Origin of the sequence: Ralstonia pickettii, from assembly GCF_016466415.2 — a bacterium.
Lineage (GTDB): Bacteria > Pseudomonadota > Gammaproteobacteria > Burkholderiales > Burkholderiaceae > Ralstonia > Ralstonia pickettii.
In genome coordinates, this window is sequence record NZ_CP066771.1 from 2,378,496 (window position 1) to 2,399,508 (window position 21,013).

Annotated in this window: 21 protein-coding genes; 14 read left to right on the forward strand and 7 right to left on the reverse strand. The window is 64.4% G+C overall.

Translation table 11 applies throughout. From position 1 onward, the window contains the following. Positions 1-61 precede the first annotated feature (61 nt). Both ileS and lspA read left to right on the forward strand, forming a co-directional pair. A complete protein-coding gene (gene ileS, locus RP6297_RS11220) occupies positions 62-2,941 on the forward strand; it encodes an isoleucine--tRNA ligase (RefSeq protein ID WP_009241315.1) in 2,880 nt (959 codons plus the stop codon). Next, the gene (gene lspA, locus RP6297_RS11225) at positions 2,941-3,465 is read left to right on the forward strand and encodes a signal peptidase II (protein ID WP_009241316.1); all 525 of its coding nucleotides are present in this window, start codon (positions 2,941-2,943) and stop codon (positions 3,463-3,465) included. The genes ileS and lspA overlap by 1 nt, the downstream gene beginning before the upstream one ends. Before the next feature lie 380 nt (positions 3,466-3,845). On the opposite strand, the gene RP6297_RS11230 is transcribed toward lspA, so the two are convergent. After that, complete coding sequence (locus tag RP6297_RS11230) at positions 3,846-4,418, reverse strand: YdcF family protein (RefSeq protein WP_037028169.1); 573 nt, start codon at positions 4,416-4,418, stop codon at positions 3,846-3,848. A gap of 149 nt (positions 4,419-4,567) precedes the next feature. On the opposite strand from RP6297_RS11230, the gene coaBC reads away from it, so the two are divergent. The 3 genes from coaBC to dut are packed head-to-tail and all read left to right on the forward strand — an operon-like array spanning position 4,568 to position 7,259. Continuing rightward, positions 4,568-5,773: a bifunctional phosphopantothenoylcysteine decarboxylase/phosphopantothenate--cysteine ligase CoaBC gene (gene coaBC, locus RP6297_RS11235; RefSeq protein WP_009241318.1), complete on the forward strand. Its 1,206-nt coding sequence runs from the start codon at positions 4,568-4,570 to the stop codon at positions 5,771-5,773. Continuing rightward, on the forward strand, positions 5,770-6,816 hold the full coding sequence (locus RP6297_RS11240) for an LLM class flavin-dependent oxidoreductase (RefSeq protein ID WP_009241319.1): 1,047 nt from the start codon (positions 5,770-5,772) through the stop codon (positions 6,814-6,816). Before coaBC ends, RP6297_RS11240 begins: the two co-directional genes overlap by 4 nt. Further along, positions 6,813-7,259: a dUTP diphosphatase gene (gene dut / locus RP6297_RS11245; RefSeq protein WP_009241320.1), complete on the forward strand. Its 447-nt coding sequence runs from the start codon at positions 6,813-6,815 to the stop codon at positions 7,257-7,259. The genes RP6297_RS11240 and dut overlap by 4 nt, the downstream gene beginning before the upstream one ends. A 68-nt stretch (positions 7,260-7,327) precedes the next feature. On the opposite strand, the gene clpA is transcribed toward dut, so the two are convergent. Beyond that, the gene (gene clpA / locus RP6297_RS11250) at positions 7,328-9,616 is read right to left on the reverse strand and encodes an ATP-dependent Clp protease ATP-binding subunit ClpA (RefSeq protein ID WP_009241321.1); all 2,289 of its coding nucleotides are present in this window, start codon (positions 9,614-9,616) and stop codon (positions 7,328-7,330) included. Then, positions 9,613-9,939: an ATP-dependent Clp protease adapter ClpS gene (gene clpS / locus RP6297_RS11255; RefSeq protein ID WP_004631954.1), complete on the reverse strand. Its 327-nt coding sequence runs from the start codon at positions 9,937-9,939 to the stop codon at positions 9,613-9,615. Before clpS ends, clpA begins: the two co-directional genes overlap by 4 nt. Positions 9,940-10,516: 577 nt before the next feature. Here clpS and RP6297_RS11260 point away from each other — a divergent pair. The 4 genes from RP6297_RS11260 to RP6297_RS11275 all read left to right on the forward strand — a co-directional run bounded on the left by RP6297_RS11260 (position 10,517) and on the right by RP6297_RS11275 (position 12,241). Then, a complete protein-coding gene (locus tag RP6297_RS11260) occupies positions 10,517-10,720 on the forward strand; it encodes a cold-shock protein (protein ID WP_004631953.1) in 204 nt (67 codons plus the stop codon). 94 nt (positions 10,721-10,814) lie between these two features. Beyond that, the gene (locus RP6297_RS11265) at positions 10,815-10,988 is read left to right on the forward strand and encodes a DUF2501 domain-containing protein (RefSeq protein ID WP_009277418.1); all 174 of its coding nucleotides are present in this window, start codon (positions 10,815-10,817) and stop codon (positions 10,986-10,988) included. Positions 10,989-11,069: 81 nt separating this feature from the next. Then, positions 11,070-11,690, forward strand: coding sequence for a DUF4126 domain-containing protein (locus tag RP6297_RS11270; protein WP_004631947.1), 621 nt, complete (start codon positions 11,070-11,072; stop codon positions 11,688-11,690). Between the two features lie 371 nt (positions 11,691-12,061). Beyond that, a complete protein-coding gene (locus RP6297_RS11275) occupies positions 12,062-12,241 on the forward strand; it encodes a hypothetical protein (RefSeq protein WP_009277417.1) in 180 nt (59 codons plus the stop codon). A 219-nt stretch (positions 12,242-12,460) separates the two neighbouring features. Here RP6297_RS11275 and icd read toward each other — a convergent pair whose 3' ends face one another. Beyond that, positions 12,461-13,711: an NADP-dependent isocitrate dehydrogenase gene (gene icd, locus RP6297_RS11280; protein WP_004631917.1), complete on the reverse strand. Its 1,251-nt coding sequence runs from the start codon at positions 13,709-13,711 to the stop codon at positions 12,461-12,463. Between the two features lie 259 nt (positions 13,712-13,970). Continuing rightward, positions 13,971-14,354: a hypothetical protein gene (locus tag RP6297_RS11285; RefSeq protein ID WP_009277416.1), complete on the reverse strand. Its 384-nt coding sequence runs from the start codon at positions 14,352-14,354 to the stop codon at positions 13,971-13,973. A 377-nt stretch (positions 14,355-14,731) separates the two neighbouring features. Between RP6297_RS11285 and RP6297_RS11290 the strand changes: the two genes are divergently transcribed. From RP6297_RS11290 to RP6297_RS11310, 5 genes are all read left to right on the forward strand, one after another. Then, positions 14,732-14,941: a hypothetical protein gene (locus RP6297_RS11290; RefSeq protein ID WP_009241324.1), complete on the forward strand. Its 210-nt coding sequence runs from the start codon at positions 14,732-14,734 to the stop codon at positions 14,939-14,941. Positions 14,942-15,126: 185 nt separating this feature from the next. Then, positions 15,127-16,641 (forward strand): metallophosphoesterase, encoded by a 1,515-nt coding sequence (locus tag RP6297_RS11295; RefSeq protein WP_009241325.1) that lies wholly within the window; start codon positions 15,127-15,129, stop codon positions 16,639-16,641. Continuing rightward, positions 16,638-17,978: a cytochrome-c peroxidase gene (locus RP6297_RS11300; protein ID WP_009241326.1), complete on the forward strand. Its 1,341-nt coding sequence runs from the start codon at positions 16,638-16,640 to the stop codon at positions 17,976-17,978. The genes RP6297_RS11295 and RP6297_RS11300 overlap by 4 nt, the downstream gene beginning before the upstream one ends. Before the next feature lie 90 nt (positions 17,979-18,068). After that, positions 18,069-18,530: a DUF192 domain-containing protein gene (locus RP6297_RS11305; protein WP_004631906.1), complete on the forward strand. Its 462-nt coding sequence runs from the start codon at positions 18,069-18,071 to the stop codon at positions 18,528-18,530. 38 nt (positions 18,531-18,568) lie between these two features. Next, positions 18,569-19,528: an MBL fold metallo-hydrolase gene (locus RP6297_RS11310; RefSeq protein WP_009241327.1), complete on the forward strand. Its 960-nt coding sequence runs from the start codon at positions 18,569-18,571 to the stop codon at positions 19,526-19,528. Here the strand turns inward: RP6297_RS11310 and RP6297_RS11315 are convergent. Further along, positions 19,525-19,992 (reverse strand): MliC family protein, encoded by a 468-nt coding sequence (locus tag RP6297_RS11315; protein WP_009241328.1) that lies wholly within the window; start codon positions 19,990-19,992, stop codon positions 19,525-19,527. The two genes, RP6297_RS11310 and RP6297_RS11315, sit on opposite strands and share 4 nt — an antisense overlap. A 34-nt stretch (positions 19,993-20,026) precedes the next feature. Further along, positions 20,027-20,992, reverse strand: coding sequence for a LysR family transcriptional regulator (locus tag RP6297_RS11320; protein ID WP_009241329.1), 966 nt, complete (start codon positions 20,990-20,992; stop codon positions 20,027-20,029). Positions 20,993-21,013 lie beyond the last annotated feature (21 nt).

The window sequence follows — 21,013 nt, forward strand, 5'->3', positions numbered from 1 at the left end:
CCTGCACTCTCAGCCGCGCCTGCACCCACCCGAATTGCCCGAATCTGCCCCACATCACACCATGTCCGATTCCAAGAAGCCTACGCCGGAGAAGAGCAAGTACCCGGTCAACCTGCTGGACACGCCCTTCCCTATGCGCGGCGACCTGCCCAAGCGCGAACCGCTGTGGGTCAAGCAATGGCAGGACAAGCAGCTCTACAAGAAGATCCGCGCCGCGCGGAAGGGCGCGAAGAAGTTCATCCTTCACGACGGCCCGCCGTATGCCAACGGCGATCTGCACATCGGCCATGCGGTCAACAAGATCCTCAAGGACATGGTGATCAAGGCGCGCGGCCTGACCGGGCTGGACGCCGTCTATGTGCCGGGCTGGGATTGCCACGGCATGCCGATCGAAATCCAGATCGAAAAGCAGTTCGGCAAGGGCCTGCCGGTCAAGGAAGTGCAAGAGAAAGCGCGTGCTTACGCCACGGGCCAGATCGCCCGCCAGAAGGCGGATTTCGAGCGCCTGGGCGTGCTGGGCGATTGGGCCGATCCGTACCTGACCATGAACTTCCGCAACGAAGCGGATGAAGTGCGCGCGCTGGGCAAGATCCTGGAAAAGGGCTACGTGTTCCGCGGCTTGAAGCCGGTCAACTGGTGCTTCGACTGCGGCTCGGCATTGGCCGAGGCGGAAGTCGAATACGCGGATCGCACCGACCTGTCGATCGACGTCGGCTTCCCGTTCGCCGACATCGACGCGCTGGCGAGCGCCTTCCACGTCGGCGCCGATGTGCTCAAGGCCAAGCCGGGTTGGATCGTGATCTGGACCACCACGCCGTGGACGATTCCGTCCAACCAGGCGCTGAACCTGCACCCGGAAATCGAATACGCGCTGGTCGACACGGCTCGCGGGCTGCTGATCGTTGCCAAGGAGCGCGTCGAAGCCTGCCTGCAAAGCTGGAAGCTCGAAGGCACCGTCCTGGCCACGTGCGAAGGCGCAGCCCTGTCGGGCGTACGTTTCCACCATCCGCTCGCTAAGATGGACGCGGGCTACGATCGCACCTCGCCGGTCTACCTCGGCGACTACGTGACCATCGACACCGGTACCGGCATCGTCCACTCCGCGCCCGCCTACGGCGTGGAAGACTTCCAGTCGTGCAAGGCCCACAACATGCCCGACTCGGAAATCATCAACCCGGTCATGGGCAACGGCGTGTACGCATCGACGCTGCCGCTGTTCGGCGGCCAGATGATCTGGGATGCCAACCCGAAGATCGTCGAGGTGCTGCGCGAATCCGGCAACCTGTTCGACGCGCACAAGTACGCGCACAGCTATATGCACTGCTGGCGCCACAAGACGCCGATCATCTATCGCGCCACGTCGCAGTGGTTTGCGGGGATGGACGTGCAGCCCAACGACGGCAACGCCACGCTGCGCGAAACGGCGCTCGCCGGCATCGATGCCACCGCGTTCTACCCGTCGTGGGGCAAGCAGCGCCTGCACAACATGATCGCCAACCGCCCGGACTGGACGCTGTCGCGCCAGCGCCAATGGGGCGTGCCGATGGCCTTCTTCGTGCACAAGGAAACCGGCGCGCTGCACCCACGCACGCCCGAGCTGCTGGAGCAGGTCGCCCAGCGCATCGAACAGAGCGGCATCGAAGCCTGGCAGACGCTGGACCCGCGCGAGCTGCTCGGCGACGAGGCCGACATGTACGAGAAGAATCGCGACACGCTCGACGTGTGGTTCGACTCGGGCACGACGCACTGGCACGTCATCCGTGGCTCGCATGCGGCGGATCTGTACGATGCATCGGCCGACTTGCCGGACGGCCGCTTGGCTGATCTGTACTTGGAAGGTTCCGACCAGCACCGCGGCTGGTTCCATTCGTCGCTCCTGACGGCTTCGATGCTGTACGGCAAGCCGCCGTACAAGGGCCTGCTCACGCACGGCTTCACGGTGGACGGCGAAGGCCGGAAGATGTCGAAGTCGATCGGCAACACGATCGCGCCGCAGGAAATCGCCAACAAGATGGGCGCCGAGATCATCCGCCTGTGGGTGGCCTCGACCGACTACTCGGGCGAACTGGCCATCTCGGATGAGATCCTGAAGCGCGTGGTGGAAGGCTATCGCCGCATCCGCAACACGCTGCGCTTCCTGCTCGCCAACCTGACCGACTACGATCACGCCAAGCACGCGTTGCCGACCGAGCAATGGCTCGAAATCGACCGCTATGCCGTAGCGCTGACGGATTCGCTGCAAAAGGAAGTGCTGTCGCACTACGACGTGTACGAGTTCCACCCGGTGGTCGCCAAGCTGCAGACGTTCTGCTCGGAAGACCTGGGCGGCTTCTACCTCGACGTGCTGAAGGACCGCCTGTACACCACGGCGCCCGATTCGGTGGCGCGCCGCTCGGCACAGAACGCGCTGTATCACATCACCCAGGCCATGCTGCACTGGATGGCGCCGTTCCTGTCGTTCACGGCCGAAGAGGCATGGCAGGTCTTCGCCCACGGCACGGAGCACAGCGACACCATCTTCACCAGCACGTATTACAACGCTCCGGTGCCGCAAGGCGCCAGCGCCCTGCTGGAGAAGTGGGCCGCCATCCGCAACGTGCGCGGCGAAGTGACCAAGCAACTGGAAGCGCTACGCATCGATGGCAAGATCGGCTCGTCGCTGCAGGCAGAAGTGACGGTGTCGGCGGGTGAATCGGTGCATGACGCGCTGGCCAGCCTCGGCGACGACCTGCGTTTCGTGCTGATCACGTCGGCGGCGAAGCTGGAACGCGCCCCGGAAGGCGGCGATCTGCTCATCACCGTGGTGCCGTCCACGCACGCCAAGTGCGAGCGCTGCTGGCATTACCGCGCCGACGTCGGCCACGATCACGCTCACCCGACCCTCTGCAAGCGCTGCACCGACAACCTGTTCGGCGCCGGCGAACAACGGAGCGCTGCCTGATGGCCACTCGCAACAACGGCAAGAGCAAATCGATCGGGCTGAAGAAGAGCAGCGGCGGTCATGGCGTGGGCCCCTGGCTCGGCCTGGCCGTCATCTGGATCCTGCTGGACCAGTTGACCAAGATCGCTGTCCTCAAAACCTTCACTTACGGCGAGTCGCGCCCGGTCACCGGCTTCTTCAACCTGGTGCTCGCCTATAACAAGGGAGCGGCGTTTTCGTTCCTGGCCGCGGCGGGGGGCTGGCAGCGCTGGTTCTTCACGGGGCTGGGCGTGGCGGCGGCGCTGTTCATCGTGTGGCTGCTCAAGCGGCACAGCGGGCAGAAGATGTTCTGCTTCGCGCTGGCGCTGATTCTGGGCGGCGCGCTGGGCAACGTGATCGACCGCGTCATCTACGGCCACGTGGTCGACTTTCTCGACTTCTACCTGCACAACTACCACTGGCCGGCCTTCAACGTGGCGGACTGCGGTATCACCATCGGCGCGGTCCTGTTGATTGTCGACGAACTGCGGCGGGTTCGTCGCTAAGACTGCCGTTCCAGACCCCCAGCATTTGAACGGAGAAGCGGTGCTGTGCCTCGATGAGGCCGGCCCGCGCATCGCCACGAACAGGACGCGCTGGTCCATCTGAGCGGCGAGGCGCCGGGCAAGGTACATCGATGGTTGCCGCGCCGGTCATCCGCCTCGATGCGGCGTTCTGAGCGCTGCGCACCGGCCCGGCCGGCGGCATCGCGCAGAAGATCCCCCCCCCCGAAGCTCGCCGTGTTCGGCGGCATCTCGGCGCATCTCCACGCCAGCAGCGCGCTGCGCGACTGGTTGCGGGATTTCTACCAGCGCGACGCGATCCGCCCTCGCTTGGCGACTTGGCCGCCGATGCGCGGCCCATGCTCGCTGAGTAAGGCCCGGGTTCAGTAACGCACGGCGTACCACACCCGTTTTACGTACTCGGCAAGAATCGACCCGGCTTCGTAGACCGGCACCGACTTGGCCAGCGTGTCGCCCGGGAATACGCCCTGCGCACCCCACGTGATTTCCGGCCACGCCTTGCGGAACACGGCCAGCGCCCGGCCGGTGTGATACCAGCTCGTGACCAGTATTGCGCTTTGCACCTGCTGGCCCGCTAGCGTCTCGCGCGTCATCCGCGCATTTTCCATCGTGCTGCCTGACACACATTCGTGGCCGATGCGCTCTGCGGGCACACCCGCCATCACCAGGCGACGTTCGATCAGTAGGCAATCGCCCTGCCCGCTCACGAACACGCGGGGCGCCGCGCCTGCGTGGTACAGCTCGGCGGCGCCAATCACGCGCTGCCCCGATTCGCCGCCCAGCACGACGATCACGTCGGCGTGTGCAAGCCTCGGCTCCTCGCGCAGCCAACTCTTGGCCCCGCAGACGAGCACGGCACTGAACACCATTGCAACGATGGCGCAACCGCCAATCCAGGCGAGGACACTGCCAACTGTCGAACGACCGAAAACCATATCGGGAATACGCATTTGACGAAAAACCGTGGCGCCAGACGCGCCCTGGGGCAAGCCGGTATCATCGCCACTGTTCAGCAGGAGGCCCGGGCACCGGGTTGTATCCTGCCCGCGCATATTGCGTCAATCGGATTCCCAAGCGGGTTGTTATGGAACTGCAAGGCAAACATTTCGTCCTCGGCCTGACCGGCGGCATCGCGTGCTACAAGTCCGCCGAGCTGGTGCGGCTGTTGACCAAGGCAGGCGCAACCGTGCAGGTGGTGATGACCGAGGCCGCCACGCACTTCATCACGCCGGTGACGATGCAGGCGCTTTCCGGCCGCCCGGTTTTTACGTCGCAGTGGGATGGCCGCATTGGCAACAACATGCCGCACATCGACCTGTCGCGCGAGGCCGATGCCATCGTCATCGCGCCAGCGTCCACCGACTTTATGGCCAAGCTCGCGCATGGCATGGCAGACGATCTGCTCTCTACGCTGTGCATCGCACGTGATTGCCCCCTGCTCGTGGCGCCCGCGATGAACCGGCAGATGTGGGCCGCACCCGCCACACAACGCAATGCCGCTCAACTGCGCGCCGACGACGTCACCCTGCTCGGCCCCGATGCCGGCGACCAGGCCTGCGGCGAAGTCGGCGACGGCCGCATGCTAGAGCCCGAAGACATCGTCGAGCAGCTCATTGGCTTCTTCCAGCCCAAGCTGCTGCGCGGCCACCGGGTGCTGCTGACGGCGGGCCCGACCTTCGAGCCGATCGACCCGGTGCGCGGCATCACGAACCTGTCCAGCGGCAAGATGGGCTTTGCGCTGGCCCGCGCTGCATCGCAGGCCGGCGCGGAAGTCACGCTCGTCGCCGGGCCGTGCCATCAGGACACCCCTGCGGGCGTATTGCGCATCGATGTGCAAACCGCCCAGCAGATGCACGACGCCGTCATGCACGAACTGGATACGGCAAAGAACGACATCTTCATTGCCGTCGCCGCTGTTGCCGATTGGCGTGTGGCACAGGCGGCAGAGCACAAGCTCAAGAAGCAGAGCGACGCCGACGTGCCCTCTCTTACGTTCACGCAGAACCCCGACATCCTGGCGGCTGTCGCACGCCGCCCGAATGCGCCGTTCTGCGTCGGTTTTGCGGCCGAAACGGAGCGCCTGGAGGAGTTCGGCGAGGCCAAGCGTCAGAAAAAAGGCATCCCGTTGCTGGTCGGCAATCTCGGCCATCAGACTTTCGGCCACGACGACAATGAAGTCGCGCTCTTCGATGCAAAGGGGATCACGCGCCTGCCGCGTGCCGACAAGCTGACGCTCGCGCGCCAGATCGTCGCGGCCATCGCCGATCGCGTGCACGGGGCTCAGTCATGAGCGCCGCGCCGATCCGTCTGTCCGTCCTGGACCAAAGCCCCGTCATCTACGGCCACAGCGCACGCGATGCCATCGCCGCTACGGTCGACTTGGCGCAACTGACGGATGCGCTCGGCTACACGCGCTACTGGTGCGCCGAACACCACGGCCTGCGCGGCGTCAGCAACCCTGCGCCGGAAGTGATGATCGCCCGCGTGGCGAGCGCCACGAAGCACCTGCGCGTCGGCTCCGGCGGTGTGATGCTGCCGTACTACAGCCCGTTCAAGCTGGCCGAGCAGTTCCGCCTGCTGGAGGCGCTGTTTCCGAACCGCATCGACCTGGGCGTCGGCCGCGCACCGGGCGGCGACATGCGTACCGCGCAGGCCGTAGCCATGGGTGACTACAACCGCGGCGACATCTTCCCGCAGCAGGTGCAAGAACTGATCTGGCACCTGACGGGCACGCTGCCGCCGGATCACCCCGCCTACGGCGTCATCCTGCAGCCCGAGATCGACACCCGTCCCGAACTGTGGGTGCTCGGCTCCAGCGATTTCGGCGGCGCGCTCGCAGCTCGCCTGGGCATCCGTTTCGCGTTCGCGCACTTCATCAATCCGCACGTCGGGCACATCGTCGCGCAGCAGTACCGCACCGATTTCGAACCCGGCTACGATGCACGCCCGTATAGCGCCGCCGCCATCTTTGTCATCGCCGCCGACACCGAAGCCGAGGCGCGCCGCTACGAGGCTGCGATTGATCTGCGCCGTGTGCAAATGGCGCTTGGCGTGAACGGCCCGATCCCCACCGTCGAACAAGGCGAAGCCCACGTCTACACCGAGCGCGACCAAGCCATCGTCATGCGCGAGCGCCCGCGCAGCATCATCGGCACGCCGGAATCCGTCGCCGAGCAGATGCATGCGCTCAAAGAACGCTTTGTCGCCGATGAACTGATCGTGCTGACCGTCGCACCGAGCTACAAGGCACGCCTGCGCTCCTACGAGCTGCTGGCCGACGCGTTTGCGCTACCATCTCCGGCTTCTGCAACCTCTTCGGCCAGCCCCGCATGAAACTCGACGTCAAGATCCTCGACGCCCGCCTGCACGACCAGCTTCCGCAGTACGCCACCACCGGCAGCGCCGGGCTGGACCTGCGCGCCTGCATCGACGCCCCGCTCACCATCGAGCCCGGCACCACGCATCTGGTCCCGACCGGCATGGCCATCCACCTGGCCGATCCGGGCTATGCCGCGCTGATCCTGCCGCGCTCGGGCATGGGCCACAAGCACGGCATCGTGCTCGGCAACCTGGTCGGGCTGATCGATTCGGACTATCAAGGCCAACTCATGGTCAGCACGTGGAACCGTGGCAGCACGGCATTCGTGCTCAATCCGATGGAGCGCCTTGCACAACTGGTGATCGTGCCGGTCGTGCAAGCCGAGCTGAACATCGTCGACGACTTTGCCGAGAGCGAGCGCGGTGCCGGTGGTTTCGGCAGCACCGGGCGCCACTGACAACATCGCCTACGCATAAGAAAAAAGGCCCGGAACTTCCGGGCCTTTTGTTTGGTGCGACAAGCTCGTCAGGCTTCCGCTTCTTCCTGGGCAGGTGCCGGCGGCGCTTCGTTCTCGGAGAACTCCAGCTTCACCGCATCCGCATCGTCCAGATCCACGACCACCTTTCCGCCATTCACCAGCTTGCCGAACAGCAGTTCGTCGGCCAGTGCCTTGCGGATCAGATCCTGAATCAAACGCTGCATCGGGCGCGCGCCCATCAGCGGGTCGAAGCCCTTCTTCGCCAGGAAGCGACGCAGCTTCTCGGTGAAGATGGCATCCACCTTCTTCTCGTGCAGTTGCTCTTCCAGCTGCATGAGGAACTTGTCGACCACGCGCATGATGATTTCCTCATCCAGCGAGCGGAAGCTGATGGTTGCGTCCAGACGGTTGCGGAACTCCGGCGTGAACATGCGCTTGATGTCGGCCATCTCGTCGCCCTGTTCGCGCGCCGTGGTGAAACCGATCGTTGCCTTGTTCATCGTCTCGGCGCCCGCATTGGTCGTCATGATGATGATCACGTTGCGGAAATCCGCCTTGCGGCCGTTGTTGTCCGTCAGCGCGCCGTGGTCCATCACCTGCAGCAGGATGTTGAAGATGTCCGGGTGCGCCTTCTCGATCTCGTCCAGCAGCAGCACGCAGTGCGGCTTCTTGGTCACGGCTTCTGTCAGCAGACCGCCTTGGTCGAAGCCCACGTAGCCCGGAGGCGCGCCGATCAGCCGGCTCACCGCATGGCGCTCCATGTACTCCGACATGTCGAAGCGGATCAGCTCGATGCCGAGGATGAACGCGAGCTGCTTGGCGACTTCCGTCTTGCCCACGCCCGTCGGGCCGCTGAACAGGAACGAGCCGATCGGCTTATCCGTCTTGCCTAGGCCGGCACGCGACATCTTGATGGCCGAAGCCAACGCATCGATGGCAGGGTCCTGCCCGAACACGACCGACTTCAGGTCGCGCTCCAGCGTCTGCAGCTTGCTGCGATCGTCCTGCGACACGCTTTGCGGCGGGACACGGGCGATGCGCGAGACGATGACCTCGATCTCGCCCTTGCCGATCGTCTTCTTCTGCTTCGACTTCGGCAGGATGCGCTGCGCTGCACCGGCTTCGTCGATCACGTCAATGGCCTTGTCCGGCAGGTGACGATCGGTGATGAAGCGCGCCGACAATTCAGCCGCGGCGGTCAGCGCCGACGATGCGTACTTGACGCCATGGTGTTCTTCAAAGCGCGACTTCAGGCCACGCAGAATCTGCACGGTCTGATCGACCGTCGGCTCTACCACATCGATCTTCTGGAAGCGGCGGGACAGTGCTGCGTCCTTCTCAAAGATGCCGCGGTATTCCGTGAACGTCGTCGCCCCGATGCATTTGAGCGCGCCCGACGACAGCGCCGGCTTGAGCAGATTGCTGGCGTCCAGCGTGCCGCCCGAAGCGGCGCCCGCGCCGATCAGCGTATGGATTTCGTCGATGAACAGGATCGCGTTGGGGTTGTCCTTGAGCGACTTCAGCACGCCCTTCAGGCGTTGCTCAAAGTCGCCGCGGTACTTGGTGCCGGCCAGCAGCGCGCCCATGTCGAGCGAGTAGACGACGGACTTCGCGAGAATGTCCGGCACTTCGCCCTTGGTGATGCGCCATGCCAGGCCCTCGGCGATGGCCGTCTTGCCGACACCGGCCTCGCCCACCAGCAGCGGGTTGTTCTTGCGGCGGCGGCACAGCACCTGCACCACGCGCTCGACTTCCTGCTCGCGGCCGATCAGCGGATCGATCTTGCCGGCCTTGGCCAGCGCATTCAGGTTTTGGGTGAACTGCTCGAGCGGGCTTTCCTTGCCGTCGCCGCCTTCGCCTTCGGGGTTGCCCTCACCCTGCTTGGCGGGCTCAGCCTGGTCCTTGCGGATGCCGTGGCTGATGAAGTTGACGACGTCCAGCCGGGTCACGCCCTGTTGCTGGAGGTAGTACACCGCGTGCGAATCCTTCTCGCCGAAGATGGCCACCAGCACGTTCGCGCCCGTGACTTCCTTCTTGCCGTTGGAGGTCGATTGCACGTGCATGATGGCGCGCTGGATCACGCGCTGGAAGCCGAGCGTCGGCTGCGTGTCCACCTCGTCCGTGCCGGGTACCACCGGGGTGTTGTCGGCGATGAAGTTCTTCAGGTGCGTGCGGAGGTCTTCGATGTTGGCAGCGCAGGCGCGAAGCACCTCGGCGGCCGTCGGGTTGTCCAGCAGCGCAAGCAGCAGATGCTCCACCGTAATGAATTCGTGGCGAGCCTGGCGGGCTTCAACAAACGCCATATGCAGGCTGACTTCCAGTTCTTGCGCAATCATGCTTCCTCCATCACACACTGCAGCGGATGGCCCGCTTGCCGTGCATGGGTTGACACCAATTCCACTTTCGTCGCGGCGATATCCCGGGTGTAGAGACCGCACACGCCCTTACCTTCCCGATGCACCGTCAGCATGATTTGTGTGGCTGTTTCCCGGTCTTTGCTGAAGTATTGTTGAAGAATCATCACGACGAATTCCATCGGGGTGTAGTCGTCGTTAAGCAGCAGCACCTTGTACATCGCGGGCGGTTTGAGCGCTTGCTCTTTCCGCTCCAGGACGGTGCCTGCATCGTGTTGTGGAGTGGTCGCTTGCCGGATTGCCATGGTCCTATTCTAACCACTCCTTTCGAGTTCGCAATTTGGGGAAATAACGCCGACTTCAAGGTCTACAAACGGTTTGGCCCGTGCCGCGTGCGTCCGTCAGCCCTCGGGCGCGAAGGGTCTTGCCGCCTCCGCGCTGGCTGAAACCCGCGCAAGCGCCGCGCCCGAGATGCCAATCGTTTTCCGTACTTTGAGGCGATCGACCGGATTTCGAGCAAATCCTCTTCAGAAACTGACCGTTTTTCGCCACAAACCCACCGTTCGTGGCCTTGACAGTCTCTTACATTCCTCGAACAATCGAATTCAGCATGTGCTCTCTACTGCCCCGCAAACCGTTGGCAGTGAGCCACATGAATGGTGAGCCCGGGAGGCCTCACACCAGTCGACAACAGATCGACAACCGCTTCAGGCTGTGGTGTTTGCCACAAGAAGACCGATCGCTTGCGGCGCGGTTCCACCCGTGCCATTCGTCGTGCCCTGCGGGCCGGCGGCCGGGCGATGACTGCGCGGTACCGCTCTGCACTGCCCCGACAGGCACACCCCTCCCGGCTCGGACTTGTGTTTTAACGGAGGGGTTTTCATGGCACTCGGTACGGTCAAATGGTTTAACGACGCCAAGGGTTTCGGTTTCATCTCGCCTGACGAAGGCGGCGAAGAGCTGTTCGCGCATTTCTCGGCCATCCAAATGGCTGGCTTCAAGACGCTCAAGGAAAATCAGCGCGTCTCGTTTGAAGTGACGCAAGGCCCGAAGGGCAAGCAGGCCACCAACATCCAGGCTGCCTGATTGGCGTTGTGCGGCACCTTGCCGCATGGCGATGGTGCCCTAATGCAAAAAACCCGGCGACATGCCGGGTTTTTTGTTGCCCGGGCGCAGGACAATGACGGCGGTGCACCGCGCGCAACACGTCGTTTTGGACAACCCGGGTTCCATCGAGGGCACAAATGGCATCCTGACCGGCTCAGACGGCAACACATTCGACCTGGGCAGCCTCAGATCGCAGATCACCCGGCAGGCTTGCGACAAGATCCTGTCGCAGGGCACGCTGCTTTAGGCCGCGGCGCAGGCGAGCGCGCACTACACTGCAATATCGATTGATCGTTCGCACGCCCCTTCTTCGCTCCCAAGGAACCTCATGCTGGAAACCGCCGCGCTGGCAGCCGGACTCTCCTGGACCAGCGGATTTCGCCTCTACTTGGCCGTATTTGCTGCGGGCGTCCTGGGCCGCACGGGTTGGCTACATTTGCCGCCCGGCCTGCAGATGCTGGAATCGTGGTGGGTGATCGGCCTGGCCGGTGTGCTGGCGGTGGCGGAATTCCTGGCCGACAAGATTCCCGGTTTCGATTCGGTGTGGGATGGCATCCAGACCTTCATCCGCGTGCCTGCGGGTGCGATTCTGGCCGCCGCCGCGTTCGGGCAGCTCGATCCGCAATGGATGGTGGCTGCAGGACTGATCGGCGGGACGCTGGCCGGCACGGCGCATGCCACCAAGGCCGGCACGCGCGCACTGATCAACACGTCGCCGGAGCCTTTCTCGAACTGGGTGGCGTCGTTCAGCGAAGACGTGGCCGCCAGCGGTGGTTTGTTGATGGCGTTTTTCCTGCCGATTGCGTTTCTGGTGGTGCTGGCGCTGCTGCTATTGGTATCGGCGTGGTTACTGCCCAAGCTGTGGCGCGGTGTGCGGCAGCTGCGCGATGCATTGCGCGGACGCTCGCCTGGGCCACAATCGCCCGGCACAACGCGGTTGCCGCACTGAGGCACCACCCGAACGCGCAGCGGCGAGACACAGCATCCGCGCCGCGCATGCGCATCCCCTAGGCAAATTCTGATTTATAGTTTCGCCCCTGCTCAGACGAAGCAGCCATCGGTACACTCGCGCCATCGCTTTCAGTGCCATAGAGAAAGTGATCGAGGTGTGGAAACCTCGTGCGTAACGGGTGAGGACCGAGCATAGGTTCTTGCCCTCGACTGCTATGGCTTGGCTTCGTCACCCTCCTGGGGCGAGCCAGGCATGAGCGGCTTCGGCCGCGCCGACTGTTACGCATCGGTTTTCCACCTTGCCTGTGCTCGCCCACCCCTCCACCAAGGGTTGGGCGCGGTTCCGTTCATCAGCTGAAAAGGAATGCCGTGACCCGCTCGATCTCCAAATCCGCCAATTCCCCGGCTGGCGATTCGCTCACCGAATATCAAAAAGGTGTTGGCGCCGCGCGTGAGTTTTTGCGTGCCCTGTCCGCGCGCGCCGCAGCCCCCAAGCATTCCGCAACGAGCACGGCGGACTTGCCAGAGCAACCCGAACACCCCTGCTGATCAATGGGCGAGGCCCGGCGCATGGGCCCGCAGCGCCGTTGTTGCAGCACCGGCGTTGGGGCTTGTTGGGGCTCGCCCACCCTTTTTTTCGCGTGCGAACGCGGCCAGAACTGCGAGCGTCTGCGGATGGCCGTTGGCGGCGCGAAATAAAAAAACCCCGGCCAGCCGAAGCTGCCGGGGTTTTCCTTTGCATCACGGCCGAAGCCGCGAAGCGCGTGCTTACATATTGTCGATCATCACTTGACCGAAGCCCGAGCACGACACTTGGGTCGCGCCTTCCAGCAGGCGGGCGAAGTCATACGTGACCTTCTTCGACAGGATCGACTTCTCGATCGACGAGATGATCAGGTCAGCGGCTTCCGTCCAGCCCATGTGACGCAGCATCATTTCGGCCGACAGGATTTCCGAACCCGGGTTCACGTAGTCCTTGCCTGCGTACTTGGGAGCCGTGCCGTGGGTGGCTTCGAACATCGCCACCGAATCCGACAGGTTGGCACCCGGGGCGATACCGATACCGCCAACTTGTGCAGCCAGGGCGTCGGAGATGTAGTCGCCGTTCAGGTTCAGCGTTGCCACCACCGAGTACTCGGCCGGACGCAGCAGGATCTGCTGCAGGAAGGCGTCGGCAATCGCGTCCTTGACGATGATTTCCTTGCCCGTCTTCGGGTTCTTGAACTTGCACCACGGGCCGCCGTCGATCAGCTCGGCGCCGAATTCCTTCTGTGCCAGCGCGTAGGCCCAGTCACGGAAGCCACCTTCCGTGAACTTCATGATGTTGCCCTTGTGCACGATCGTGACCGACGGCTTGTCGTTGTCGATCGCATACTGGATGGCCTTGCGCACCAGACGCTCCGTGCCTTCGCGCGAAACCGGCTTCACGCCGATGCCCGACGTTTCCGGGAAGCGAATCTTCTTCACGCCGAATTCGTCCTGCAGGATCTTGATCAGCTTCTTGGCCTTGTCGCTCTGGGCTTCGAATTCGATACCGGCGTAGATGTCTTCCGAGTTCTCGCGGAAGATGACCATGTCGGTCTTTTCCGGCTCTTTGACCGGCGAGGGCACGCCCTTGAAGTAGCGCACCGGGCGCAGGCAGACGTAGAGGTCCAGCTCCTGGCGCAGCGCCACGTTCAGCGAACGGATGCCGCCGCCCACCGGCGTCGTCAGCGGGCCCTTGATCGACACCACGTAGTCCTTCAGGACTTGCAGGGTCTCTTCCGGCAGCCACACGTCCGGGCCGTACACCTTGGTCGACTTCTCGCCGGCGTAGATTTCCATCCAGGAAATCTTGCGCTCGCCCTTGTAAGCCTTCTCAACCGCCGCGTCCACCACCTTGATCATCACCGGGGTGATGTCGAAGCCGGTGCCGTCACCTTCGATGTACGGAATGATCGGGTTGTTCGGAACGTTGAGGGAGAAGTCTTGGTTGACGGTGATCTTCTCGCCGGCCGGGACCTTGATGTGTTGATACATGGACGACTCCAGTGCAGACCGCAGGTAGCGGGTGGACGGTGGGGGTTGACAGCACAGCGCGCCGCTCTCGGGTTGGCCGGCGTGGCGCACTGCAATGAACTGGCGATTCTAACGGCCTACGATGACGCGCTCACGATGCACCGCACAAATCTCGCATCCCGCGCAGGCCGCAACTCTTATATAAGACACAAGAGTGAATTTCGCATTATGCCGGAAAATTTCACCATCCGCCATACTCCCGCACGTGGCGGCGCTGCTGTCAACTGGCGGGCAGACGGGCGTCGGAAGCCCGGCCGATCCGGGCACGGGCATCGATCAATCCGGGGGCCGCTCCCCGCCGGGCATTCCAGGCATCCGCCAGTCGAGCCAACGCGGCGCGCAGGTCGAACGCGTTGTCGGCGTCGAGCAAACGGATCAGGCCCACGCCGTCCAGGCCAGGATTGCGCCGGACCAGCCATGCGAGCGTCTGGATGTGTTCGACAAAGCGATCGTCAGCCTGGTGCAAATGGCTGAAACAGGACAGACCGGCGTGGCGGTCCAGCGGAGCGCCGGAGCGCGTCTGCGACACAAGCATGAAATCGTCGAGAGCGGAAGCGCCATGCGAAGGCGCACGGAAGCCAGGCACCGCGCCGAGCAGAAGCAACGTACTGCAGCCGAGGACAAAATCGCGGCGCCGGAAGTGAGCAGGCTTGGTGGGCTGGGCGGCCCCTGTGGGGCGGGGGGACGTCGGCGGAATAGACACGGTGGGCCTTGGGCAAAATCGGCTCGCAGTTTCAAGGCGCGGGCGCCGTCATCCAATCAGACCGGTCCGAAATGCTGCCGCGGCGCACCGGGCATCGGGCATCTTTCTTGCGCAGCGCAACATGCGCCACATGGCGGATCAGGGCACACCGAAGCTTTTGCCCCACCTCACAAAAAATTCAACGCGACATGTCAACGCGCCTGTAACGGGCTGCGTTATTGCAGATGACTCATTTAGCGGGTCGTTGGTTAACTCACTGATCTATAAAAGGATTCACCATGAAGAAGCTGATCGCTGCCCTGATCGCCGGCCTGTTCGCCACCGGTGTGTTCGCCCAAGCCTCCGCTCCGGCTGCTGACGCAGCTGCTGCTCCGGCTGCTGAAAAGGCTGCCCCGAAGGCCAAGAAGGCCAAGAAGCACCACCACAAGAAGGCTGCCAAGAAGGCTGCTGACGCTTCGGCTCCGGCTGCTGACGCCGCCAAGCAATAAGCTTGTGTTTCTGTCGGGCCTGCGTGGCTCGGCCGATTCAGAAAAAGCAGGTGCTTATGCATCTGCTTTTTTTTTGCCCTCGCCTGCTGAGCGGAAACCCGGGCGCGCATGCAAGGCTGTCAAAATGGCGCCATCAAGCTTGAGTACCTTGCCCATTCCTCACAACAAGAAGCAGGGATGGCGCAATGGAATTCCGATCGATGTTCGCTCCGGTGCGACGAAAACGCACCGTGTTCACGATGCTCTCTCTTGCCGCGCTGGCCGCTGCCGCTGTAATTGCAGGCTGCGGTGGCTCGTCGTCCGATTCGACGCCGGTGTCGACGGCCACGCCTTCGGATGCGGCCACGGCTGACGCCAACATCCAGGCCGCATGGGTGGAAATCGGCGACAGCAACCAGGCTGTCGTGCGCGCGGTCACCAGCTATACGAACAGCGCCTCGCCCGTCGACAGCTCGGTCTGCCCACTGCTGACGGTGGACGGCACCGCCACGCGCATGACGCTGCGTGTGGCGGCCGGCACGCCGGCTCAGCGCACCACGGCCAGTGCCGCCAGCGATTCGAAAGCTTCGTCCTTCCCTGTAAACGCGTGCGAAGCCACCGTGGCATCCACGGCAAAGGCCGCGTCGATCGGCTCGCGCGTGCTGCCCCTGCCCAAGGCCAACCCGCAGCGCGTGGTGATCCTGGCGGACACCGGCTGCCGCATGAAAAAGTCGAGCAACACGTTCCAGTCGTGTAACGACCCGCTGTCGTGGCCGTTTGCGAGCGCTGCCGCCACGGCGGCCAAGATGAACCCGGACCTCGTGCTCCACGTGGGCGACTATCACTATCGCGAAAACGCATGCCCGCCTGACGTGGCCGGCTGCCAGGGCAGCCCCTGGGGATACGGCTGGGATACGTGGCAGGCCGACCTGTTCCAGCCCGCCGCCCCGCTGATGGCTGCGGCTCCGTGGGTGCTGGTGCGCGGCAACCACGAGGAATGCGCGCGCGCCGGCCAGGGGTGGTACCGCTTCCTGGATCCACGCCCGTACTCCACCGCCCGCTCGTGCGACGACCCGGCCAACGACACCGCTGCTAACGCGTCGGACCCGTACGCCGTCGCCATCGGCAGCGACACGCAGGTCATCGTGTTCGATTCGGCCAAGGCCGGCACGACGGCATTGGCGACGACCGACCCGTGGTTCCAGACCTACCAGAAGCAGTTCAGCACGGTGGGCACGCTGGCCGCCAAGCCGGGCGTGATGTCCATCTTTACCAACCACCACCCGATCCTGGGCTTCGTGCCCATCGCGGGCAGCACGCCGCTGGGCGGCAATGCGGCGCTGCTGTCGGTCATGAACAGCCTGAACGCCACGGCGTATTACCCGCCGGGCGTGCAGGTCGCGCTGCACGGCCACGTGCATGACTTCCAGGCAATCAACTTCACCAGCAACCACCCCGCGACCATCGTTGCCGGCAACGCCGGCGATTCGCTCGACGTGGCCCTGCCCGATCCGTTCCCGGCTATCAGCCCGGCTTCGGGGGTAACGGTGGGCAGCATCTCGCACAACAACTCGTTCGGCTTCATGGTGATGGACCGCCAGCCCGCGCCCGCCAAGGGCTGGTTGTTCAAGGCCTACACCGTAGCCGGCAAGCTGCTGACAACGTGCACGCAGAACGGCACGAGCCTGGTGTGCGACAAGACAGGCTTCGTCGCACCTTGAAGCACCTGCGCACCGCGCTGTGGATTGCCGCCGCACTCTGCTCGGGTGCGGCGGCAGCTGAATCGATCGGCTTGACGCCCAGGCTGGACGCCGTGCCGCCACCTGCCGAGTCGACCGCGTTCAAGCCGGACCCGAACCTCGTCGCGCTCGGCAAGCGGGTGTTTTTCGATCCGCGCCTGTCGGAGCCGCAAGGCACGTCGTGCGCGGCGTGCCATGACCCCGGCCGCGCGTTCGCGCCGACGCTGAAGGGCGAGGCGCTACGCATCGGCGTGCCGGCCGGCAGCCGCCCCGGGCACGTGGCGGCACGCAACGCGCCGTCGCTGCTGTATCTGCGCTACATCCCGCATCGCTATTTCTTCCAGGACGACGACGCCAGCTTCCCGTCGCCGTTCGGTGGCTTCTTTGCCGATGGCCGCGCAGACTCCATCCCGGAACAGATTCGCGGCCCGCTGTTCAACCCGGACGAAATGGGCAACCGATCAGCGCGCGACCTGCAGCGCAAGGTGGCCGGCACCGACCTTGGCGAGGCATTTGCAAAACAGTTCGGCGCCAATGCGGTGCATGAGCCCGAACGCCTGGTCAGCGTGCTGGGCAAGGCGCTGGAGGCCTATTTCCAGAGCGACGAGCTGGCGCCGTTCACCTCCCGCTTCGACGATTTCCTGCGCAAGCGCACGCCGCTTTCCGCCGCCGAGATGCGCGGCCTCGCCCTGTTCCGCAATCCGGACAAAGGCAACTGTGCGTCGTGCCATCTGATGGTGGAATCGTCGTCGCGGCCGGAGCGCTCGCTGTTCACGGATTTCGGCTACGACGCCATCGCCGTGCCGCGCAACCCGCTGCTGCCCGCCAACAAGGACGCACGCCACTTCGACGTCGGCCTGTGCCAGACCGCCCGGACGCTGAAATGGCCGGAGCCCGACCAGTGGTGCGGCTACTTCCGCACGGCCGGCCTGCGCAACGTGGCGGTGCGCCAGACGTTCATGCACAACGGCGTGTTCCGCACGCTGCGCGACACGGTGTCGTTTTATGCCACGCGCTCGACCGACCCCGCGCAGTGGTACCCCGGCGGCAAGCGCTTCAACGATGTGCCGGCCAAGTACCAGGGCAACATCAACGTGAATGCCGTGCCGATGAACCGCCGCCCCGGCACCACGCCTGCGCTGACGGAAGACGAAATTGACGACATCGTTGCATTCCTGCGCACGCTCACCGATGCGCGGTATGTGGCGCTGATGCCCGATCCGGCTGCCGACAAGGCGCGCTCCGCGCATGCGCCAAAGGTGGCCGCGAAGACGGTCGCCCTCGAACGTCAGCCTCCCGCGGGCACCAACACGCGGTAACAACTTCGTCGCACAGCCCGCCGCCGTTTCATTGACGGCGGCTGGCCGAGTGCCGATCATGGAGCGTTTCTTTTCTGATCCGTTCGCGCCATGACCACCCTGTCCCGCCTCTTTGCCGCTCTGTCGCTGGCCGTTGCCGCCACCGGAGCCCTCGCCCAGACACCCGCCGCGCCCACCGCCCCGAATACCGGCCTGCCCGTGGTCGACCTGACCATCGGCATGTACAAGGTCAAGGCCGAGGTGGCGGCCACCCCGCAAACGCGCGAGACCGGCCTGATGTTCCGCAAGACCATGCCCGATACCGCAGGCATGCTGTTCGTGTTCGATGAATCCGCCGGCCACTGCTTCTGGATGAAGAACACCGACCTGCCGCTGTCCATCGCCTTCATCACCGACGACGGCACCATCTCCGACATTGCCGAGATGAAGCCGCAGACCGAAGACAACCACTGCCCCACCCGGGCCGGCAGCTACGCGCTGGAAATGAACAAGGGCTGGTTTGCACGCAAGGGCGTCAAGCCCGGCATGAAGGTAGGCGGGCTGCCGCGCTAAGGCCCACGCCCATACAACAACAGAGAGGAGACCGCCGCATGCACGCCTTCGACAACAACCGTCGCCGCTGGATGCAGCAGGCCGGCGCGCTGGCCGCGGGTGCGGCGTCCGCCGGTTTGCCGCTGCATGCCCTGGCCGCCGATGCGCCCAAGAAGGGCACGCGGTTGATCCTGCTGGGCACGGCAGGCGGGCCCACGCCCAAGAAGAATCGCTCGGCGCCGGCACAGGTGATCGTCATCAACGGCGTGTCGTACGTGGTCGATTGCGGCAACGGTGTCGCACGCCAGTATGTGACGGCGGGCCTCAAGCTCAAGGACATCCGCCACGTCTTCCTCACGCATCAGCACTCCGACCACAACGCCGATTACGGCACGCTGATGCTGCTGGCGTGGGCCACCGACCTGACCGGCCCCGTTGACGCCTGGGGCCCGCCCCCGCTGGCCGCCATGACGACCAAGTTCCTGGAGCTGTACGACTACGACATCCGCACCCGCATTGCCGATGAGGGCCGTCCGCCGCTGGCGCCGATGATTCATCCGCACGAAATCAGCGAAGGCGGGCTGGTCATGCAGGACGCCAACGTGAAGGTAACGAGCGCGCTGGTCAAGCACCCGCCAGTGTCGCCGGCATTTGCGTTTCGCTTTGATTCGGCAGACCGGTCCATCGTCATCTCCGGCGATACGGCACCGAGCGAAAACCTCGTGCGCCTGGCGTACGGCGCCGATGTGCTCGTTCATGAGGTGATGCACCTGCCGTCGCTCGACAAGCTGCTGTCCACCGAGCCGAACGCCAAGACGCTGCGCGAGCATCTGCTGGCGAGCCACACCTCCACCGATGAGGTCGGCCGCATCGCCACCGAGGCCAAGGTGAAGACGCTGGTGCTGTCGCACTTCGTGCCCGGCGGGTACCCGTATCTGGAAGATTCAGTCTGGCTCGATGCCGTACGCCCGCACTTCAAGGGCGAGATCATCGTCGGGCACGATCTGCAGGAAATTTAAGGCCGGCCGCTGGTGGCTTCGCTGCAATCGCGGTAGAGCTGATTGCGGCCGCCGGGCAGGGTCTCGTCGGTGAGGAAGCCGGTGGGGCCCTTCGTCCACCACACATATTGGCCCGACGCATAGCGCGCACCCGAAGCGGCCATCACGTTGGCAAAGACCAGCGTCTTGCCGTTGAGCGGCATGGCGGCCAGCGGGGTGTCGCCCACCGTCATGTATTTCACGAGCAGTGTCTTGCCGCCTTCGCACGTGTAGCGCACGTCGTGCGGGTCCTTGATCGGCAACGCCGAATACGCACGCGCCTGATCGATGGCCTTGTTGAGACCGGCCTTGGCAAAGTCGAGAGCCGTGTTCAGATCGTCGGACGACATGCCGGGCACCGGCGATTGCTGGGCGGTGGCGACGCCGCTGAAGACGCCGGCGCCCAGCGCCAGCCCGAACATCACTGCAGTTGCGAAACGACGCATGGATCCGTCTCCTGAAAATGGTCAGCGAAACCGGTTAGTCTGCTGCGTCGCTGTCAGGTTCGGTGGGCTTGAGCACAAATGCGGTCGGCTCGACGCGCTGTGGAAGTTCATCGGACAACGCACGTGCGGCTTCGGCAAAGCACTGCACGAGGCTATCCGCCAACGATGACGGCGCATGATGCTCGGCACGCATGGCGCGCACATCGAATGTCTGCGCGGGCTCCAGCGCGAACAGCGCGATGCGCTCCATGCTGCCGGTGGCGGCTGTGAACTGATCGAGCATCGTCACGCCGAGCGACTCCTCCACCAGCGAACGCGCCAACGAATACGTCTGCACTTCCAACGTCGACTGCGGCGCCAGCCCGCCGCGCGCCAGCGTCTGCCCGACCAGCGAGCCAAGCGAGATCTGGTCTTCCAGTCCGATGAACGGCTTCTCGGCAAGGAGCTTATGCAGCGCGCGGCCGTCCGTCTTGCCGCCCACCCAGGCGCGCGGCGCGGCCAGGAGGATGCGACCCTGGGCGACCGGCGTGGTGCTGATGGCCGGATGCACGGGCGGCGCAAAGGCAAAACCGACGTCGATGTCCTGTGAAAGCAACCCCTGCACGATCTCGGCCGTGTGATGCGTGAACACGCGCACCAGCGTATCGGGATGGCGCTGCGAGAAACGCCGCACGGCAGGCGCGAGGATGCTTGGGGCCAGGCTGGGCGTTGCCGCCACGCGCAAGCGCCCGGCGCCCTTGTGACGCAGATTGGCCGACACGCGCCGCACGCGCTCGACCTCCTGGTACAACCGCTCGACTTCGCTGAACAGCTCGAACGCCTCCGCGGTGGGCTGCAGGCGGCCCTTGGTGCGGTCAAACAGGCGGAAGCCGAGTTGCAGCTCGGTGTGCTGCAGCACACGCGTCACCACGGGCTGCGACACGTTCAGCATGCGCGCCGCCTCGCTGACGGTCCCGACCAGCATCACGGCGCGGAAGACTTCGATCTGGCGCAAACGCATGGCCGCCGGTCCTCACAATCC

What these genes read in the sequence shown, in the direction of transcription:
- ileS (WP_009241315.1), top strand. Translation starts at nt 62, where the DNA reads ATGTCCGATTCCAAGAAGCCTACGCCGGAGAAGAGCAAGTACCCGGTC.
- lspA (WP_009241316.1), top strand. Translation starts at nt 2,941, where the DNA reads ATGGCCACTCGCAACAACGGCAAGAGCAAATCGATCGGGCTGAAGAAG.
- RP6297_RS11230 (WP_037028169.1), bottom strand. Translation starts at nt 4,418, where the DNA reads ATGGTTTTCGGTCGTTCGACAGTTGGCAGTGTCCTCGCCTGGATTGGC.
- coaBC (WP_009241318.1), top strand. Translation starts at nt 4,568, where the DNA reads ATGGAACTGCAAGGCAAACATTTCGTCCTCGGCCTGACCGGCGGCATC.
- RP6297_RS11240 (WP_009241319.1), top strand. Translation starts at nt 5,770, where the DNA reads ATGAGCGCCGCGCCGATCCGTCTGTCCGTCCTGGACCAAAGCCCCGTC.
- dut (WP_009241320.1), top strand. Translation starts at nt 6,813, where the DNA reads ATGAAACTCGACGTCAAGATCCTCGACGCCCGCCTGCACGACCAGCTT.
- clpA (WP_009241321.1), bottom strand. Translation starts at nt 9,616, where the DNA reads ATGATTGCGCAAGAACTGGAAGTCAGCCTGCATATGGCGTTTGTTGAA.
- clpS (WP_004631954.1), bottom strand. Translation starts at nt 9,939, where the DNA reads ATGGCAATCCGGCAAGCGACCACTCCACAACACGATGCAGGCACCGTC.
- RP6297_RS11260 (WP_004631953.1), top strand. Translation starts at nt 10,517, where the DNA reads ATGGCACTCGGTACGGTCAAATGGTTTAACGACGCCAAGGGTTTCGGT.
- RP6297_RS11265 (WP_009277418.1), top strand. Translation starts at nt 10,815, where the DNA reads ATGACGGCGGTGCACCGCGCGCAACACGTCGTTTTGGACAACCCGGGT.
- RP6297_RS11270 (WP_004631947.1), top strand. Translation starts at nt 11,070, where the DNA reads ATGCTGGAAACCGCCGCGCTGGCAGCCGGACTCTCCTGGACCAGCGGA.
- icd (WP_004631917.1), bottom strand. Translation starts at nt 13,711, where the DNA reads ATGTATCAACACATCAAGGTCCCGGCCGGCGAGAAGATCACCGTCAAC.
- RP6297_RS11290 (WP_009241324.1), top strand. Translation starts at nt 14,732, where the DNA reads ATGAAGAAGCTGATCGCTGCCCTGATCGCCGGCCTGTTCGCCACCGGT.
- RP6297_RS11295 (WP_009241325.1), top strand. Translation starts at nt 15,127, where the DNA reads ATGGAATTCCGATCGATGTTCGCTCCGGTGCGACGAAAACGCACCGTG.
- RP6297_RS11305 (WP_004631906.1), top strand. Translation starts at nt 18,069, where the DNA reads ATGACCACCCTGTCCCGCCTCTTTGCCGCTCTGTCGCTGGCCGTTGCC.
- RP6297_RS11310 (WP_009241327.1), top strand. Translation starts at nt 18,569, where the DNA reads ATGCACGCCTTCGACAACAACCGTCGCCGCTGGATGCAGCAGGCCGGC.
- RP6297_RS11315 (WP_009241328.1), bottom strand. Translation starts at nt 19,992, where the DNA reads ATGCGTCGTTTCGCAACTGCAGTGATGTTCGGGCTGGCGCTGGGCGCC.
- RP6297_RS11320 (WP_009241329.1), bottom strand. Translation starts at nt 20,992, where the DNA reads ATGCGTTTGCGCCAGATCGAAGTCTTCCGCGCCGTGATGCTGGTCGGG.